This is a genomic window from Enterobacter sp. RCC_40 (assembly GCF_041360735.1).
Classification (GTDB): Bacteria; Pseudomonadota; Gammaproteobacteria; order Enterobacterales; family Enterobacteriaceae; genus Enterobacter; species Enterobacter ludwigii.
Window position 1 is genome coordinate 64,579 of sequence record NZ_JBFUPR010000010.1, and the last position, 18,271, is coordinate 82,849.

17 protein-coding genes are annotated in these 18,271 nt (G+C 56.3%); 5 read left to right on the plus strand and 12 right to left on the minus strand.

Annotated elements, in window-relative coordinates:
• Positions 1–34 precede the first annotated feature (34 nt).
• On the plus strand, positions 35–454 hold the full coding sequence (locus AB6731_RS21785; protein WP_025202755.1) for a DUF805 domain-containing protein: 420 nt from the start codon (positions 35–37) through the stop codon (positions 452–454).
• Here the strand turns inward: AB6731_RS21785 and fpr are convergent, their stop codons facing one another.
• The 4 genes from fpr to AB6731_RS21805 form a co-directional block, all read right to left on the minus strand.
• Positions 455–1,201, minus strand: coding sequence for a ferredoxin--NADP(+) reductase (gene fpr / locus AB6731_RS21790; RefSeq protein ID WP_014172203.1), 747 nt, complete (start codon positions 1,199–1,201; stop codon positions 455–457). It abuts the gene before it with no gap.
• A gap of 96 nt (positions 1,202–1,297) precedes the next feature.
• Positions 1,298–2,308, minus strand: coding sequence for a class II fructose-bisphosphatase (gene glpX / locus AB6731_RS21795; RefSeq protein ID WP_040018287.1), 1,011 nt, complete (start codon positions 2,306–2,308; stop codon positions 1,298–1,300).
• Between the two features lie 108 nt (positions 2,309–2,416).
• Positions 2,417–3,925, minus strand: coding sequence for a glycerol kinase GlpK (gene glpK, locus AB6731_RS21800; protein WP_014172201.1), 1,509 nt, complete (start codon positions 3,923–3,925; stop codon positions 2,417–2,419).
• Positions 3,926–3,946: 21 nt separating this feature from the next.
• Positions 3,947–4,792 (minus strand): MIP/aquaporin family protein, encoded by an 846-nt coding sequence (locus AB6731_RS21805; RefSeq protein WP_014885705.1) that lies wholly within the window; start codon positions 4,790–4,792, stop codon positions 3,947–3,949.
• A 398-nt stretch (positions 4,793–5,190) separates the two neighbouring features.
• On the opposite strand from AB6731_RS21805, the gene zapB reads away from it, so the two are divergent.
• Positions 5,191–5,430, plus strand: a complete 240-nt coding sequence (zapB, locus tag AB6731_RS21810) for a septal ring assembly protein ZapB (protein WP_008501806.1) — start codon at positions 5,191–5,193, stop codon at positions 5,428–5,430.
• A gap of 60 nt (positions 5,431–5,490) precedes the next feature.
• Here zapB and rraA read toward each other — a convergent pair whose 3' ends face one another.
• From rraA to priA, 7 genes are all read right to left on the minus strand, one after another.
• Entirely contained in the window at positions 5,491–5,976 is a 486-nt protein-coding gene (gene rraA, locus AB6731_RS21815; RefSeq protein WP_014172197.1) for a ribonuclease E activity regulator RraA, read from the minus strand.
• 92 nt (positions 5,977–6,068) lie between these two features.
• Positions 6,069–6,989, minus strand: coding sequence for a 1,4-dihydroxy-2-naphthoate polyprenyltransferase (gene menA, locus AB6731_RS21820; protein ID WP_014172196.1), 921 nt, complete (start codon positions 6,987–6,989; stop codon positions 6,069–6,071).
• 68 nt (positions 6,990–7,057) lie between these two features.
• Positions 7,058–8,389, minus strand: a complete 1,332-nt coding sequence (hslU, locus tag AB6731_RS21825) for an HslU--HslV peptidase ATPase subunit (RefSeq protein ID WP_014172195.1) — start codon at positions 8,387–8,389, stop codon at positions 7,058–7,060.
• Between the two features lie 9 nt (positions 8,390–8,398).
• Positions 8,399–8,929, minus strand: a complete 531-nt coding sequence (gene hslV, locus AB6731_RS21830; protein WP_014172194.1) for an ATP-dependent protease subunit HslV — start codon at positions 8,927–8,929, stop codon at positions 8,399–8,401.
• A 94-nt stretch (positions 8,930–9,023) separates the two neighbouring features.
• Complete coding sequence (ftsN, locus tag AB6731_RS21835) at positions 9,024–10,031, minus strand: cell division protein FtsN (protein ID WP_134180245.1); 1,008 nt, start codon at positions 10,029–10,031, stop codon at positions 9,024–9,026.
• 93 nt (positions 10,032–10,124) lie between these two features.
• Positions 10,125–11,150 carry a DNA-binding transcriptional regulator CytR gene (gene cytR / locus AB6731_RS21840; protein ID WP_020883949.1) on the minus strand — a complete coding sequence of 342 codons (1,026 nt, stop codon included), beginning with the start codon at positions 11,148–11,150 and terminating at the stop codon, positions 10,125–10,127.
• Positions 11,151–11,269: 119 nt separating this feature from the next.
• A complete protein-coding gene (gene priA / locus AB6731_RS21845; RefSeq protein ID WP_371006794.1) occupies positions 11,270–13,465 on the minus strand; it encodes a primosomal protein N' in 2,196 nt (731 codons plus the stop codon).
• A 200-nt stretch (positions 13,466–13,665) separates the two neighbouring features.
• On the opposite strand from priA, the gene rpmE reads away from it, so the two are divergent.
• Positions 13,666–13,878: a 50S ribosomal protein L31 gene (gene rpmE, locus AB6731_RS21850; protein ID WP_003862040.1), complete on the plus strand. Its 213-nt coding sequence runs from the start codon at positions 13,666–13,668 to the stop codon at positions 13,876–13,878.
• 48 nt (positions 13,879–13,926) lie between these two features.
• Here the strand turns inward: rpmE and metJ are convergent, their stop codons facing one another.
• A complete protein-coding gene (metJ, locus tag AB6731_RS21855; RefSeq protein ID WP_007369220.1) occupies positions 13,927–14,244 on the minus strand; it encodes a met regulon transcriptional regulator MetJ in 318 nt (105 codons plus the stop codon).
• 276 nt (positions 14,245–14,520) lie between these two features.
• Here metJ and metB point away from each other — a divergent pair, with 276 nt between their 5' ends.
• Together metB and AB6731_RS21865 are read left to right on the plus strand one after the other, a co-directional pair.
• The gene (gene metB, locus AB6731_RS21860) at positions 14,521–15,681 is read left to right on the plus strand and encodes a cystathionine gamma-synthase (RefSeq protein WP_014172189.1); all 1,161 of its coding nucleotides are present in this window, start codon (positions 14,521–14,523) and stop codon (positions 15,679–15,681) included.
• Positions 15,682–15,683: 2 nt separating this feature from the next.
• Complete coding sequence (locus AB6731_RS21865) at positions 15,684–18,116, plus strand: bifunctional aspartate kinase/homoserine dehydrogenase II (RefSeq protein ID WP_020883947.1); 2,433 nt, start codon at positions 15,684–15,686, stop codon at positions 18,114–18,116.
• The last annotated feature ends 155 nt before the right edge of the window (positions 18,117–18,271 follow it).

Consider the following 18,271-nt stretch of genomic DNA (forward strand, 5'->3'; position numbering starts at 1 on the left):
AAAATGCGCGCTATATGATAATAAGGAACCTTACATGACCATACAGCAGTGGTTGTTTTCATTCAAAGGGCGTATTGGACGCCGTGACTTCTGGATCTGGATGGCGACGTGGATCGTTGCCATGCTGCTTCTGTTTTTCGTGGCCTTCAACGCATGGCTCAGCACACAAACGGCGGCGTTTGCGCTGGTCTGTTTACTGTGGCCAACCGCGGCCGTGGTGGTGAAACGTCTGCACGATCGCGGCCGTTCCGGCGCGTGGGCTTTTCTGATTATTCTGGCGTGGATGCTGGTGGCCGGGAACTGGTCGATACTTCCGTCCATCCTTCCCTGGGTGGTGGGCAGACTGCTACCAACCATTATTTTTGTCATGATGGTGGTCGATCTGGGCGCGTTTATCGGCACCCAGAGCGAAAACAAATACGGCAAAGACACCCTTGAGGTGAAATACCGCTGATCACCAGTAGTGTTCGGCAGTCATATGGCCCGGCCGGCGGCGAAGATGTTTCGTCATCTGCCGGGTATCCTTCAGAAGCTGCTGCGTGTCGCGAACCATCTGCGGGTTGCCACACAGCATGACGTGGCTGGTTTCAGCGCTCATCGGCAAGCCAATTGCGTCTTCCAGTGCACCACTCTCAATCAATGCCGGTACGCGGCCCGTCAGTGAACCCGCTGCGGTTTCGCGGCTGACCACGGTCTGAATTTTCAGTTTCCCGCCGTACTGCTTTTCCAGCGCCTGCATCTGCGGAAGATAGCTCAAGTCTGCGGCATAGCGCGCGGCGTGAACCAGCACGATGTTTTTAAAGCGCTCAAGGTCTTTGCCGTACTGCAAAATAGAGAGATACGGGCCAATGGCCGTGCCGGTTGCCAGCATCCAGAGGGTGTCGCAGTCCGGGATTTCGTCCAGTACGAAGAAACCGGCCGCTTCACTGACAATTTGCACATCGTCACCGGGCTTAAGCGCGGCAAGGCGTGGGCTGAGTTTGCCGTCCGGGACGGTGACCAGATAGAACTCGAGATCCGGGTTATCGGGGGCATTAACGTAGGAATAGGCGCGCTGCACGCGCTCGCCGTCAACATCCAGCCCCAGCTTCGCAAATTGCCCGGCCGTAAACGGATGGACGGGAGCATGCAGGGTGAGACTAAATAGCGCATCGGTCCAGAACTGTATCTTTGTGACTTTACCTGTTACCCAGTCCGCCATGATCTTCTCCTGTGCTTTTTCTCTGTTCTATCTTCCGGACTTGTGGTGAAGATTTCCAGCCCATTTGGGCCGGAAAGCTCTATCGATCAAACGGTTTTACAGAATGTGCGCCTGCACGTCAGGGTCTTTACGATCCAGATAGTGAACAGACTGAATGCGGCGAATGGTGCGCGATTTACCGCGGATCAGCAGAGTTTCAGTGGTGGCCATATTGCCCTTACGGGTGATGCCATCCAGCAGGTCACCTTTGGTGATGCCGGTTGCGGAGAAGACAACGTTGTCGCTGCGCGCCATGTCATCCAGCGCAAGCACCTTGTTGGCTTCAATACCCATCGCTTCGCAGCGTGCCAGCTCTTCTTCCCCAATACGGCGATTCTCTTCGCTGTCGCCTTTGACTTCATGACGGGGCAACAGACGGGCCTGCATGTCGCCATCCAGAGCGCGGATCACCGCGGCGGAGACCACACCTTCCGGCGCGCCGCCGATGCCGTAAAGCACATCCACTTCGCTGTCTGGCATGCAGGTCAGGATAGACGCTGCCACGTCGCCATCCGGAATGGCAAAGACGCGAACACCGAGCTGTTGCATCTGGGCAATGGTGGCATCGTGGCGCGGTTTCGCCAGAATAGTCACGGTGAGCGCGCTAAGCGGTTTTTCCAGCGCCCTGGCAACGTTACGCAGATTCTCTTCCAGCGGCAGGCTCAGGTCGATAGCCCCTTTGGCGCCGGGGCCGACAATCAGCTTTTCCATGTACATATCCGGTGCGTTCAGGAAACAGCCTTTGTCCCCTACCGCCAGCACGGCCAGCGCGTTAGCCTGGCCCATTGCCGTCATGCGGGTACCCTCAATCGGGTCAACCGCGATATCCACGGCATCACCTTTGCCGGTGCCCACTTTCTCACCGATATAGAGCATTGGCGCTTCGTCGATCTCGCCTTCGCCAATGACGATGGTGCCATCGATATTGACCTGGTTAAGCACAATGCGCATGGCATGGACAGCCGCACCGTCTGCGGTATTTTTGTCGCCACGGCCAAGCCATTTATAGCCCGCCAGTGCGGCAGCTTCGGTGACGCGGGAAAACTCGATAGCCAGTTCACGTTTCATGAGGTACTCGTGCAATCAAAAGGAATTGCACGAAGTTTATCACAGAGTGGGAGTGGGTGCGGTTGGTCCCCTCTCCCCGCGGGGAGAGGGGACGGGTGAGGGGAGAAATTACTGCTCGTGCTCTTCCCACGCCAGGGCGCGTTTCACCGCTTTCTTCCAGCCGCTGTAGCGGTAGTTACGCTCAGTGGTTTCGATGCCAGGGCGGAATTCGCGTTCGATAACCGCTTTTTCCTGCAGTTCATCCAGATTCTGCCAGAAGCCGACAGCCAGACCTGCAAGATACGCCGCACCCAGCGCGGTGACTTCACGTACTTCCGGGCGCTCTACGCGGGTGCCCAGAATGTCGGACTGGAACTGCATCAGGAAGTTGTTGGCAACGGCGCCGCCGTCCACGCGCAGGGCGTGCAGACGAATGCCGGAGTCAGCCTGCATCGCTTCCAGTACGTCGCGCGTCTGATAAGCGATGGATTCCAGCGTAGCGCGGATAATGTGGTTCGAGTTTACCCCACGGGTCAGGCCGAAAATCGCGCCGCGTGCATACGGGTCCCAGTAGGGTGCGCCCAGACCGGTAAAGGCCGGAACCACATACACACCGTTGGTGTCCTTCACTTTGGTTGCGAAATACTCGGAGTCAAACGCATCGCTGATGAGTTTCATCTCGTCACGCAGCCACTGAATAGACGCACCTGCCATGAACACCGCACCTTCCAGCGCATAGTTCACTTCACCGCGTGGGCCGCAGGCGATGGTGGTCAGCAAGCCGTTTTCTGATTTCACCGCTTTCTCACCGGTGTTCATCAGCATAAAGCAGCCGGTACCGTAGGTGTTTTTCGCCATCCCTTCCTTAACGCACAGCTGGCCAAACAGCGCCGCCTGCTGGTCACCGGCAATACCGGCGATTGGAATACGCGTGCCGCCTTTGCCGCCGATATTGGTCTGACCGTAAACTTCAGAAGATTTACGGACTTCTGGCAACATCGCGCGCGGGATATCCAGCGCGTCCAGCATCTTGTCATCCCACTCCAGGGTATTGATGTTGAACAGCATGGTGCGCGAGGCGTTGGTGTAATCAGTGACGTGGACACGCCCCTGGGTCATCTTCCAGATAAGCCAGGTGTCGACGGTACCGAACAGCAGCTCACCGCGTTTTGCACGTTCACGTGAACCCTCAACGTGGTCGAGGATCCATTTCACTTTGGTACCGGAGAAATACGGGTCAACGACCAGACCGGTTGCGCTACGTACATAGTCTTCCATACCGTCGCGCTTCAGCTGTTCGCAGATTTCTGATGTACGGCGGCACTGCCAGACGATGGCATTGTAAATAGGCTTACCGGTTTCGCGCTCCCAGACGATAGTGGTTTCACGCTGGTTGGTAATACCGATAGCGGCAATCTCGTCGGAACTGATATCGGCTTTCGCCAGCACTTCTACCAGCGTGGAGCTTTGTGAAGCCCAGATCTCCATAGGATCGTGTTCGACCCAGCCTGGACGAGGATAGATTTGCTCAAATTCGCGCTGTGACACGCTGACGATATTCGCGTCATGATCCATTACGACAGCGCGGGAGCTGGTAGTGCCCTGGTCGAGCGCAACGATATATTTTTTTTCGGTCATGGTATGTGTCCCGTAGTCAGATTACAGCGAAGCTTTTTGTTGTGCGGTAGAAGTCGTTTCCTTCTCCTCTTCCACACAGGTGTCGCACGGTAAATGGCGACCAATTAATTTGCGGTAGCTAAATGCACCCAGCGCAGCCCCGACAACCGGTGCAAACAGCGGTACCAGGAAGTAAGGGATATCTTTACCGCCGGTGAAGGCCACGTCGCCCCATCCTGCGATAAAGGCAAAAGCTTTAGGTCCGATATCACGCGCCGGGTTCATCGCAAACCCGGTCAGCGGGCCCATGGATGCGCCGATCACCGCAATCAGCAAGCCAATCAGCAGCGGTGCCAGCGGGCCGCGCGGAATGCCGTTTCCGTCGTCGGTCAGCGCCAGGATAACGCCCATCAGAATAGCGGTAATCACCATTTCAACTGCGAACGCCTGCACAAAATTGATATGCGGGTTGGGATAGGTTGAGAAAATGCCTGCCAGATCCAGACTTTCGACACTGCCACGCACCATATGATGTGTCTGTTCGAAGTCTATGAAAAGATTGTAATAAAGCCCGTAAACTAACGCCGCTGCGCAAAACGCGCCGGCAAACTGAGAAAGGATGAAGGGAACAACTTTGCGTCCGTCGAAGCACGCGAACAGCCACAGCGCGATGGTCACCGCCGGGTTAAGATGTGCGCCGGAAACCCCTGCGGTCAGGTAGATGGCCATCGCCACGCCCAGACCCCAGATAATACTGATTTCCCACTGACCGAAACTGGCACCCGCCACTTTCAGTGCAGCAACACAGCCCACTCCGAAGAATATCAACAACCCGGTACCAAGGAACTCGGCAATGCACTGGCCTTTTAAGGTTGATGTCTGACTCATAATCGGAATCCTGAAGAAATTGATGTTTATTGTTAGCATGACCGCCCGTGACAGCCACGATGCCCTGTAGACATAGTGTTAATTTATCGTTAACGAGCAAAAACGAGAAATATCGAAATCAAAATGTGTGGTCTGCGTCAATAAAATGAGCGTTTTCGCGCCATAAAGCGCATTTTTACACCAATAGCAAAATGTGAGCTGAATCATTTCATTAACGAATGAGTTAACAATTTAGGGGTATATGCCGCGAACGCACCAGGACGAGGCCGAAAAGTGTTGCAAACCACGATCTGCGCGGTCTGCCGCTGGACAGGGGCGACGGGGCTTCATACAATCGGCATATCTGTTGTGCGCGTTTACGTTAAAGCGTCGCCTTGCAATTCAGGAGAGGTAGGATCATGTCTTTAGAAGTGTTTGAGAAACTGGAATCGAAAGTACAGCAGGCGATTGACACCATCACGCTGCTGCAGATGGAAATTGAAGAGCTGAAAGAGAAGAACAACAGCCTGGCGCAGGAAGTTCAGAACGCTCAGCACAGCCGTGAAGAACTGGAGCGCGAAAACAACCAGCTGCGTGAACAGCAGAATGGCTGGCAGGATCGTCTGCAGGCGCTGCTGGGGCGTATGGAAGAAGTGTAATTTCTTTCGGGAAATGCAGAACAGGCCGGGTAAGGCGTCGCCGCCACCCGGCTTTTTTTATTACTCGATATCCAGCGGATCTTCGGAAAGGATAATCCCGGTGTTATCGGCATAGAGATGGTCACCGGAGAAGAAGGTCACGCCGCCGAAATTGACGCGCACGTCGCTTTCGCCGATACCTTCACCCGCAGCACCCACCGGAATGGCCGCGATAGCCTGAATGCCAATGTCCAGGTCTTCGAGATCGTCCACCTGGCGCACTGAGCCATACACCACAATGCCTTCCCACTCGTTCTGTACGGCAAGACGGGCGAGCTCAGCATCAATGAGGGCACGACGTACGGAGCCCCCGCCATCAACCAGCAGAACGCGGCCACGGCCGTTCTGTTCGAGCAGATCATAGAGCAACCCGTTATCCTCGAAACATTTCACCGTGACGATTTGTCCGCCAAACGACGACCGCCCACCAAAGTTGGAGAACAGCGGTTCAACGACGTTGACATCTTCCTGGTAGATGTCACAAAGCTCGGAGGTATCGTATTTCATAGGTTTAACGCTCAGTTGCTGCGAATGTGTTCAGTATATCGTGCTAAATGCGTTGTTGGCAAAATCATCAATTGTTAATTGATATTTGTCAGTTAACCCAGCGTCTGACTTAAGACAATCCCGATGACGAACAACAGGTTAGTCAGCAGCGCCCCTTTTACCGTACGCTCCAGCATTGGCGGCATGGCCGCAGGGCTGAGTTCACGCATGACGAATCGCGCCTGCTTAATCAGCAGCGGTGCGGCGAGTACAAACAGCCAGCCCCATATGCTGTGCAGCGAGATAACGTTAAACAGCGCCAGGCACAGCAGAGCGCCCAGCAGCAGACACGCATGATAACGGCGTGCATTAACGGGCCCCAGACGCACGGCCAGCGTGTTTTTGCCGTTCTCACGGTCGCTGTCGATATCGCGCAGGTTGTTGATGTTAAGCACCGCCGTCGCCAGCATGCCGCAGGCGGTTGCCGGCAGGAACAGGGCCGGGATCAGGGTATGTGCCTGTAAGTACCCGCTCCCCATCACGCTCAGCCAGCCGAAGAACACCAGCACGGAGATATCACCCAGCCCAATATACCCATAAGGGCGGGTACCGACGGTATAGGTAATGGCGGCAATAATGGCGAGCAGACCCAGTACCAGGAACCCAATGAAATCGCTGGGGGTTTTAGACGCGACCGTTACCAGCGCCAGGCCGGAAAGACAAATCAGCGCCACGGTAATGATCAGCGCGCGCTTCATCTGCGCCTGGGTAATGACCCCTTTCTGCATACCGCGCAGTGGCCCGATACGGTCGGGTTTGTCGCTGCCTTTAACCGCATCGCCATAGTCGTTGGCGAGATTGGAGAGAATTTGCAGCAGACCGGCGGTAATCAGTGCCAGCCCTGCAACCAGCGGATCGAAATAGCCTTGCCACCAGGCAAGCGCCGTACCGACGATAATGGCGGCAAAGGCCAGAGGAAGAGTTTTAGGGCGCAGACTTTCGAGCCACGCCTGAGTACGGCTGATGTCAGTCATAGTAATTTAGCCAATAAAAATGGGGGCATTAGCCCCCATTAAACGTGATGAGAATGCAGTAACCGCGATTATAGGATAAAACGGCTCAGATCTTCATCTGCCACTAACGCATCCAGGTGTTTACCCACATATTCTGCGTCAATGGTGATGCTTTGACCGTTCAGGTCGCTCGCATCATAAGAGATATCTTCCATCAGGCGCTCCAGCACGGTGTGCAGACGACGGGCACCGATGTTCTCGGTGGTTTCGTTGACCTGCCAGGCGGCCTGGGCGATGCGTTTGATACCGTCTTCAGTGAACTCGATGTTCACACCTTCGGTTGCCATCAGCGCTTTGTACTGTACGGTCACAGAGGCATTTGGCTCGGTCAGGATGCGTTCGAAATCTTCAGTGGTCAGCGCCTGCAGCTCCACGCGAATCGGCAGACGACCCTGCAGCTCCGGGATCAGGTCAGACGGTTTCGCCACCTGGAATGCGCCAGAGGCGATAAACAGGATGTGGTCCGTTTTGACCATACCGTGTTTGGTGGAGACGGTGCAGCCTTCAACCAGCGGCAGCAGGTCGCGCTGAACGCCTTCACGGGAGACATCCGGGCCTGAGGATTCGCCACGCTTACAGATTTTGTCGATTTCGTCGATAAACACGATACCGTGCTGCTCAACCGCGTCGATAGCATCCTGCTTCAGCTCTTCCGGGTTCACCAGTTTCGCCGCTTCTTCTTCGATCAGCAGCTTCATCGCGTCTTTGATTTTCAGCTTACGCGCTTTCTGCTTCTGGCCGCCCAGGTTCTGGAACATGGACTGCAGCTGGCTGGTCATCTCTTCCATGCCAGGCGGTGCCATGATTTCCACACCCATAGGGGCAGCAGCAAGATCGATCTCAATCTCTTTGTCGTCCAGCTCGCCTTCACGCAGTTTTTTGCGGAACGCCTGACGCGCCGCTGACGGCTCAGCCTGCTGTTCAGCCTGGCCCCAGTTGTTCTTCGCCGGTGGGATCAGGACGTCAAGAATGCGCTCTTCTGCCATCTCTTCGGCACGGTAGCGGTTTTTCTCAATCGCCTGGACGCGCACCATTTTGATCGCCGAGTCGGTCAGATCGCGAATGATAGAGTCCACTTCTTTACCCACATAGCCCACTTCGGTGAACTTGGTGGCTTCGACTTTGATGAACGGGGCGTTAGCCAGTTTCGCCAGACGACGGGCGATTTCGGTTTTACCGACACCGGTCGGGCCGATCATCAGAATGTTTTTTGGCGTCACTTCATGGCGCAACTCTTCTTCGAGCTGCATGCGGCGCCAGCGGTTACGCAGGGCAATAGCCACGGAACGCTTGGCGTTGTCCTGGCCGATAATATGTTTGTCCAGTTCGCTGACAATTTCGCGTGGGGTCATTTCAGACATGGGAGATCCTTACGCTTTAGACGGTAATTCTTCGATGGTGTGGTTGTGGTTGGTATAGATGCAGATATCACCTGCAATATCCAACGCCTTCACCGCGATATCGCGCGCGTTCATGTCGGTATTTTCCAACAGCGCACGGGCTGCAGCCTGGGCGTACGGGCCACCAGAGCCAATAGCAATCAGGTCGTTTTCAGGCTGAATGACGTCACCGTTACCGGTGATGATAAGCGAAGCGGTTTCATCGGCCACCGCCAGCAGCGCCTCAAGTTTGCGCAGCATGCGATCGGTACGCCAGTCTTTCGCCAGCTCAACGGCGGCTTTCACCAGGTGACCCTGGTGCATTTCCAGTTTGCGTTCAAACAGTTCGAACAGCGTGAAGGCGTCAGCCGTGCCGCCTGCAAAACCGGCGATCACTTTGTCGTTGTATAAACGACGAACTTTCTTCACGTTGCCTTTCATTACGGTATTACCCAGCGTGGCCTGGCCATCACCGGCGATTACCACGTGGCCGTTACGGCGTACACTTACTATTGTTGTCACGAGCAGACCCCCTGGTTACAGAATCGGGAAACAGAAGCCCTGAGCCTGTGCTCAGGGCTGAATAGAATGATAGATGGGGGGGAATTTGGGGGTTTCAACCCCCGGTAGCGAGTCGAATGCAGTTTGTGTGTCCCGCCACTTTCAAACGGGAAATGGTTCCGTCGGCATTTTCTTTGCCTTTGACCGGGCCAATCACCACGCGATTCCAGCCGTTATTGGTGGTAATGCGTGAATCAAACCCTTCAAAAGCCAGCTGTGCGCGCACCGTTTCCGCCTGCTCAGCACCTTTGAATGAACCACATTGAACCATCCAGCGGCGTTCGTCTTTTTTCTCAGCAGTCTGCTTCGGCGCATCGGTCTCTTTGGTTACCGGTGCGGCCTGCTGCGTTTTCGGCTGCTGCGCAGTGGTATGCGCCGGCGTCTGCAGCAGATCCTGATACGGCTGAGCCGCCTGTTTCTGCGGCTGGGCCTTCGGCGGTTGCTGCACTGGCTGGGACTGCGCCGTTCGCGTTTGCTGCTGATACGGCTGTTCCGTCACCCGCGGCTGCGTTTTAGGCTGCTGCACTGGCTGGGTTTGCGCCCACTGCTGTTGTTGCTGCTGCTGCTGTTGCTGTTGGAGCTGCTGCTGCGCCTGACGACGCTGCAGCGTTTGCTGACGCTGTTCCGGCGTCTGCTCGTTCCACGGCACTTCGTTCAGCTGCGTAGGCTGCTGGCGCATATCGGCCTGCATTTGTGCCAGCAACTGACGCTGTTCATCCGTCAACTGGCTGGCATTTTGCACTTCGCCACCCGCTGAAGGTTCGGTCGGCGCACGTACGCCAGGCTGACGGCTTTCCAGCTCTTTGATATAGCGCCAGCGCTCTTCAGGCTTCGGCGGAAGGCCGTTTCCGGCAACCTTGCTGGCCTGAAGCGCCTCGGACTCTTCTTTTTTATGGTGCGTGATAAAGTACAGACCACCAATAAAGGCCACGACTACAGCCGCAGCAATAGCGACCATCGCTGGCGAGACAGCAGGCAGGTTACGTTGCTTTTTCCTTGAGCTACTCTTTTTGCGTCGCGAAGGTGCCGGCTGGCCGCGACGTACATAATCTCGTTGTGCCACTATCGTTTCGCTGTATTTATTCGTTCGTCAGCCCGCCATGTTACTTAAGCGGCGGGGCTTTGACCAGATAAGGGTGTCTGAAAGACATTTACTTTAAGTCAATGCCTGGGTAGAACCGCGCACAATCAATTCACAGTCCAGCAACCGCGAGCCGCTGTTAACTGTTTGACCATGCAGCTGATCCAGCAGAAGAAGCATCGCTTCACGCCCAATATCATAGCGCGGCTGCGCCACGGTCGAGAGTGGAGGATCGCAAAATTCTGACAGCGAAATATTATCGAATCCGATGATCGACAAATCTTTCGGTATGCGCAGGCCGCGGCGCTTCGCATACGATAATGCCCCCAGTGCCATCACATCGCTGTGACAGAACACCGCGGTCGGCGGCTCGGGCAGATCCAGCAGCTTCTCCAGCGCCTGTCCACCAGCTTCAAAGGTGAAATCCCCGCGAGCAATGTAGTGCGGATCGACGGTGACGCCGGTACGGCGCAGCGCCTGAACGTAGCCCTGCAGGCGGTAGTGGCACAATGGCATCTCTTCCGGCCCGGCAATGCAGCCAATACGCTTGTGCCCCAGCTCCTGAAGATAGTTGACGGCATTGAACGCGGCGGTCAGGTTATCAATATGTACCGTCGGCAGCTCCAGCTCGGGTGCAAACTCGTTGGCCATCACCATCGGCGGTAAATTGCGCTGCTCTTCAATGCTGGCATCAAACGGCAGGCGAGACCCAAGCAGCAACATGCCGTCGATCTGCTTGGTGATAATGAGGTCGATAAAGGTTTTTTCCTGCTGGTTCTGGTGAGCACAGTCGCCAATCAGCACCAGATAACCTTGCTCTGCCGCCGTCACTTCGATACCGCGAATAATCTCGCTGAAGAAGGGATCGCAGATGTCCGGCACAATCACCAGGATGGTGCGCGACTCATTGCGTTTAACGTTTCGTCCCATCGCCTGCGGGAAATAGCCCACTTCCAGCGCAGCCTGCTCTACCCGGTTACGGGTCGCCTGGGAGACTTTATCCGGGTTCATTAATGCGCGGGACACGGTTGCCGTAGAGACTTGTGCTTTCTGGGCAACGTCTTTCATGGTCGCCGTGGCAACCTCTTTCCTGGACTTCAACGTCTTCTCCTCGCCTGAACACCGAACTTCTGACGCCACCATTTTTACAGATAGTTAATGGAATCGGTTACAGAATTTTCATAAAAAGTGTGAGGAGCGTTAAATTTTTCGATCCGTCTTCAGCCTTCGATAGGATCAACGTCCAGCACCCACTTCACTTTGCGCGCTTCCGGTAGGGTATTGATCAGCACCAGCGCGCCGCTGACGATATGTTGCAGGCGGATGCGCGAAGGGTGCTGGAGCAAAATCTGCCAGCGGAAACGTCCACCACGTTTTGGTGCCAGCGCCGGCACCGGCCCCAGTATCCACAGCGGGTTATCCACCAGCGGACTGGCCTGCAGGAGGTTTCTCAGCTGCTGCAGGAAAAGCGGTGCCTGCTGGTTGTTGTGATCTTCTGCGCGGATGATGACGTGGCTGGTCCACGGCGGAAGCTGCATCGTCTGGCGTTCTGCCAGCGCCTGCTCCGCAAACGCGTCATAGCCTTTATGCAGCAGGGTTTGCAGTAGCGGATGTTCAGGATGGTGGGTCTGTAAAACCACCTCACCCTGTTTGCCTGCGCGACCGGCACGTCCGGCAACCTGGGTATAAAGCTGGGCAAAACGTTCTGCTGAGCGAAAATCGGCCGAAAACAGCGCGCCGTCTACGTCCAGCAGGGCGACCAGCGTTACGTCCGGGAAGTGATGCCCTTTGGCCAGCATCTGCGTGCCAATCAGAATGCGTGCGCCACCGCGATGCACTTCCGCCAGCTGCTGTTCCAGCGCCCCTTTGCGGCTGGTGGTGTCACGGTCGATGCGGGAAAGAGGAACGTCAGGGAAGAAAGGCTTAAGGGCCTCTTCCAGTTGCTCCGTCCCCAGGCCGACCGGCACGATATGCGTTGAGCCACATGACGGACACTGGCGTGGTACCGGCCGCTGGCTGTCGCAGTGGTGGCAGCGCAAATGGCGCTGGGCCTGATGGAACGTGTAGTAGTGGTCGCAGCGCGGGCATTCGGCAATCCAGCCGCAGTCGTGACACAACAGCGCCGGGGCAAACCCGCGGCGGTTAAGGAATAAAATGACCTGATTACCGGCCTGCAAATGCTGGCGCATCCGGGTGATAAGCGCAGGCGCTAACCCCGCCTGCACCTGCTGGCCTTTTAGATCCAGCACATGCTGAATAGCAGGGCGCGCGTTCCCTGCGCGCCGCGTCAGGCGCAGCATGTGGTATTTACGCTGGCGAACGTTATGCAGCGTTTCGAGGGCGGGCGTCGCGGAGCCAAGAATAATCGGGATTTGCTCGCTGTGGGCGCGATAAACGGCCAGATCGCGGGCGTGATAGCGCCAGCCTTCCTGTTGCTTATAGGAGCTGTCATGCTCTTCATCGATGACGATAACGCCGAGGTTTTTAAACGGCGTAAACAGCGAGGACCGGGTGCCAATCACAATCGCCGCTTCGCCGTTTTTGGCTTTCAGCCAGGCGCTGAGGCGCTCGCTGTCGTTCAGGCCCGAATGTAACACTTCAACCGGCGCATTAAACCGCTCGCGAAAACGGGCGATGGTTTGTGGTGTAAGGCCGATTTCCGGAACCATCACCAGCGCCTGTTTACCCTGCGCAAGCACGTTTTCCAGTACGCTGAGATACACTTCTGTTTTGCCGGAGCCGGTGACCCCTGCCAGTAGCCAGGCGGAGAAATGATCGGAGGCGCTGTGAATGGCCCCTACGGCGGTGGCCTGCTCGGTGTTGAGTCGCAGACGATCCCCTGAAACGGAGAAACTGTCCCGCCAGTCATAAAGGGCGGGCGCCTCGCTTGCCAGTTCGCTCAGCCCTTTTTTGCGCAGGGCCTGCAGCGCCGTTTCACTCACCGCAAGCTCATCAACCTGATGCCGCCAGATTTTCCCCTGACGCAGGGCCGCCAGCGCCTGCTGCTGTTTCTGCGAGCGTTTCAGGCTATTGATATCGACCGCCTGACCCTCTTCAGTGGCAAACCAGTACCACAGGGGAGCGTGGCTGGCACTTTTACCCTGACGAAGCATAACAGGCAGGGCGTGGAACAGGACATCGCCGATAGGGTGATGGTAGTAATCTGCCGCCCACAGCAGGAGTCGCCAGGTGCTGGTGGAGAAAACGGGCTCGCTGTCCAGTACCTCTGCGACGGCTTTCAGCTCATTGAGCGGCAATTCGCTCTTATCGCTCACCGACACCACAATCCCAATACGCTGCTGTTTGCCAAATGGCACGGTCACGCGACAGCCCGCTTTGGCGCTCATGCTGTCAGGCAGCAGATAGTCAAAGGTGCGGGGAAGCGGAACGGGCAGGGCAACGTGAGCGACGGGCATCGAATCTTCCTGACTTGAAAAGTGGCGCGTTAGTATACACATTAGTGAAAGCGGCGTGCGGATCAGTTTGCATACGTTGGTCAAATTCTGTATGATTCGCCGCCTTTGGTGTACTTTACGCCAAAGAACTTACATTCAACATCGCGTGGTGTCTGGCGTTAGGGCTGGAAGAGCGACGCGGCCTTAACTGAGGTTCTCCCATGAAAAAAGATATTCACCCGAAATACGAAATGATTACTGCAAACTGTTCTTGCGGTAACTCTATCCAGATCCGCTCTACCGTGGGTCACGATCTGAACCTGGACGTGTGCGGCAAATGCCACCCGTTCTACACTGGTAAGCAGCGTGATGTTGCAACCGGTGGCCGTGTTGACCGCTTCAACAAGCGTTTCAGCATCCCGGGCGCTAAGTAAGTTTCCCGAAAAAAAGGCACCGCAAGGTGCCTTTTTTGTATCCGCTTCTCAGTATTCCCACGTATCCGGGTCGATACCCAGTTCACGCATGATCACCTTCGCCTCTTCCGGAATTTCATCACTACGCTCTTTGCGCAGATCTTCATCGTTTGGCAACGGTTGACCGGTAAACGCATGCAGAAACGCTTCGCACAGCAGTTCGCTGTTGGTCGCGTGGCGCAGGTTGTTCACCTGACGACGCGTACGTTCATCGGTGAGGATCTTCAACACCTTCAGAGGAATGGAAACCGTAATTTTCTTTACTTGCTCACTCTTCTTACCGTGCTCAGCGTATGGGCTGATATATTCGCCGCTCCATTCAGCCATGAGATACCTTTAATCCTCTCAGTCATTAATCTAAAGGTGCAAAACCCGTCATCGCCAGTTTTGACCGTAATCCAGCGTAGTTTACCGTAGAGACGATACCGTGGCACGGATATTGCCGCTGCAGCGTGCACTAAAGCATATAATTTTAACGGCTATTTGCGCATTGCTCAATCTATACGCAAAGAAGTTTAGATGTCCAGATGTATTGACGTCCATACTTTCAGTGTTTACTCTGGTGCCTGACTTTTCACCTCTTTTAGCCAGGAAGCCTTCACCATGACGCGTAAACAGGCCACCATCGCAGTGCGTAGCGGATTAAATGATGACGAGCAGTACGGCTGTGTTGTCCCGCCAATTCATCTTTCCAGTACTTACAATTTTACCGGTTTTAATGAACCCCGTGCGCATGACTACTCCCGTCGCGGCAACCCGACGCGTGACGTAACCCAGCGCACGCTGGCGGAGCTGGAAGGCGGTGCAGGCGCCGTGTTAACCAACACCGGGATGTCTGCGATTCACCTGGTGACGACGGTATTTCTGAAGCCGGGCGACCTGCTGGTGGCACCGCACGACTGTTACGGTGGTAGCTATCGTCTGTTTGACAGCCTCGCAAAACGCGGATGCTACCGCGTGCTGTTTGTCGATCAAAACGACGAACAGGCGCTGAAACAGGCGCTGGCAGAGAAACCGAAGCTGGTGCTGGTGGAAAGTCCAAGCAATCCATTGTTGCGCGTCGTCGATATTGCGAAAATTTGTCAGCGCGCAAGGGATGCGGGAGCGATAAGTGTAGTGGATAATACCTTCCTCAGTCCGGCCCTTCAGAACCCGCTTGCGCTGGGTGCCGATCTGGTATTGCATTCATGCACTAAATATCTGAACGGTCATTCTGATGTGGTAGCGGGCGTGGTGATTGCAAAAGATCCCGACGTTGTCACCGAACTGGCATGGTGGGCCAATAACATTGGCGTCACTGCGAGCGCTTTCGACAGCTACCTGTTGTTGCGCGGTATCCGCACGCTGTCGCCGCGCATGGAAGTGGCGCAGCGCAATGCTCAGGCGATTGTCGATTTTCTGAAGACCCAGCCGCTGGTGAAAAAGCTCTATCACCCGTCGCTGCCGGAAAACCAGGGGCACGAGATTGCCGCGCGTCAACAAAAGGGATTTGGCGCGATGTTAAGTTTTGAACTGGACGGTGACGAGCAAACGCTGCGTCGCTTCCTGAGCGGGCTGTCATTGTTTACGCTGGCGGAATCATTAGGTGGGGTTGAAAGCTTGATCTCCCACGCCGCGACCATGACGCACGCAGGTATGGCACCAGAAGCACGTGCCGCCGCCGGTATTTCTGAGACGCTGCTGCGTATCTCGACCGGTATTGAAGATTCTGAAGATTTAATTGCCGATCTGGAAAATGGCTTCCGGGTCGCAGCCAAGGGGTAATCATGAGTGTGATAGCGCAGGCAGGGGCGAAGGGTCGTCAACTGCACAAGTTTGGTGGTAGTAGTCTTGCTGATGTGAAGTGTTACCTGCGTGTCGCAGGGATCATGACAGAGTATTCGCAGCCGGGGGACATGATGGTTGTCTCCGCGGCTGGCAGCACCACCAACCAGTTGATTAGCTGGCTCAAACTGAGTCAGACCGATCGCCTCTCTGCGCATCAGGTGCAACAGTCCTTACGTCGTTACCAGAGTGAGCTGATTGCCGGCTTACTGCCAGCGGACGTCGCGGACGGGTTGATTAGCGCCTTCACGCATGACCTTGAGCGTCTGGCTGCCCTGCTGGACAGTGGTATTACCGACGCGGTGTATGCCGAGGTGGTCGGCCACGGTGAAGTGTGGTCTGCACGCCTGATGGCGGCCGTGCTGCAACACCTGGGCGTGGATGCGGCCTGGCTTGACGCGCGTGACTTCCTGCGCGCCGAACGCGCCGCTCAGCCGCAGGTGGATGAAGGCTTGTCATATCCGCTGCTGCAACAGCTGCTGGTTCAGCATCCGGGCAAACGTATTGTGGTGACCGGCTTTATCAGCCGCAGCAGTGCCGGTGAAACCGTGCTGCTGGGACGTAACGGCTCTGACTACTCAGCGACGCAAATTGGTGCGCTGGCAGGCGTTTCCCGCGTCACTATCTGGAGCGACGTGGCCGGTGTCTACAGTGCTGACCCGCGTAAAGTGAAAGATGCCTGCCTGCTGCCGCTGCTGCGTCTGGACGAGGCCAGCGAGCTGGCACGCCTGGCGGCACCGGTTCTGCATGCGCGTACGCTACAGCCCGTTTCCGGGAGCGACATCGACCTGCAGCTGCGCTGTAGTTACACCCCGGATCAAGGCTCTACCCGCATCGAACGCGTCCTGGCGTCCGGTACAGGGGCGCGAATTGTGACCAGCCATGACGACATCTGCCTGATTGAGTTCCAGGTCCCGGCGGGCCAGGATTTCAAACTGGCACACAAAGACATCGACCTGATCCTCAAACGTGCCCAGGTGCGTCCGCTCGCCGTTGGCGTGCATAACGACCGCCAGCTGCTGCAGTTCTGCTACACCGCCGAAGTGGCGGACAGCGCCCTGAAAATTCTTGATGAAGCGGGCCTGCCGGGCGAGCTTCGCCTGCGTCAGGGTCTGGCGCTGGTGGCGATGGTGGGGGCGGGCGTTACCCGCAACCCGCTGCACTGCCACCGTTTCTGGCAGCAGCTGAAAGGCCAGCCGGTTGAATTCACCTGGCAGTCGGAAGAGGGCATCAGCCTTGTGGCCGTACTGCGTAAAGGACCCACCGAGAGTCTGATTCAGGGTCTGCATACCTCTCTGTTCCGTGCGGAGAAACGCATTGGACTGGTGCTGTTTGGTAAAGGAAACATCGGCTCACGCTGGCTGGAGCTGTTCGCGCGCGAGCAGGTGACCCTCTCAGCGCGTACCGGGTTTGAATTTATTCTCGCGGGCGTGGTGGACAGCCGCCGCAGCCTGCTGAACTACGAAGGGCTGGACGCCAGCCGGGCGCTGGCCTTCTTTAACGATGAAGCGGTTGAACAGGACGAAGAGTCGCTGTTCCTCTGGATGCGCGCGCACCCGTATGACGATCTGGTGGTACTGGACGTGACCGCCAGTGAACAGCTTGCCGATCAGTATCTTGATTTCGCCAGCCACGGTTTCCATGTTATTAGCGCCAATAAGCTGGCGGGGGCGAGCAGCACGGACAAGTACCGTCAAATCCACGACGCGTTTGAAAAGACAGGCCGTCACTGGCTGTATAACGCCACGGTGGGCGCTGGCTTGCCGGTTAACCATACCGTGCGTGATTTGATTGAAAGCGGCGACAGCATTCTGGCGCTGAGTGGCATCTTCTCCGGCACGCTCTCCTGGCTGTTCCTGCAGTTTGATGGCACCGTACCGTTCACTGACCTGGTGGATCAGGCATGGCAGCAGGGCTTAACGGAGCCTGACCCACGCGTTGACCTCTCCGGTAAAGACGTTATGCGTAAGCTGGTGATCCTGGCGCGTGAAGCCGGTTATGACATCGAACCTGATGCCGTCCGCGTTGAGTCGCTGGTGCCTGCTGGCTGTGAGGACGACTCTGTCGACCATTTCTTCGAGAACGGCGAAGAGCTGAACGAGCAGATGGTGCAACGTCTGGAAGCGGCAAACGAGATGGGGCTGGTGCTGCGCTACGTGGCGCGTTTCGAAGCGAACGGAAAAGCACGTGTGGGTGTCGAGGCGGTTCGTCCTGAACATCCGCTGGCGGCGCTGCTGCCGTGCGATAATGTTTTCGCCATTGAAAGCCGCTGGTACCGCGATAACCCACTGGTGATCCGTGGCCCGGGTGCGGGGCGCGATGTGACCGCCGGGGCTATCCAGTCCGACATCAACCGTCTGGCTAAACTGCTGTAATCCTTCTTGTTCCCTCTCCCGGTGGGAGAGGGACAGGGTGAGGGCATCAGACCGCACTCACCCGCTATCATGAACTCCCTTCATCTTCCCTGAGCATTCCTCACCATTCCTGGCGATTATTTCTGTTGACGTCCCTCCGCTTTTCCGTCATTTTT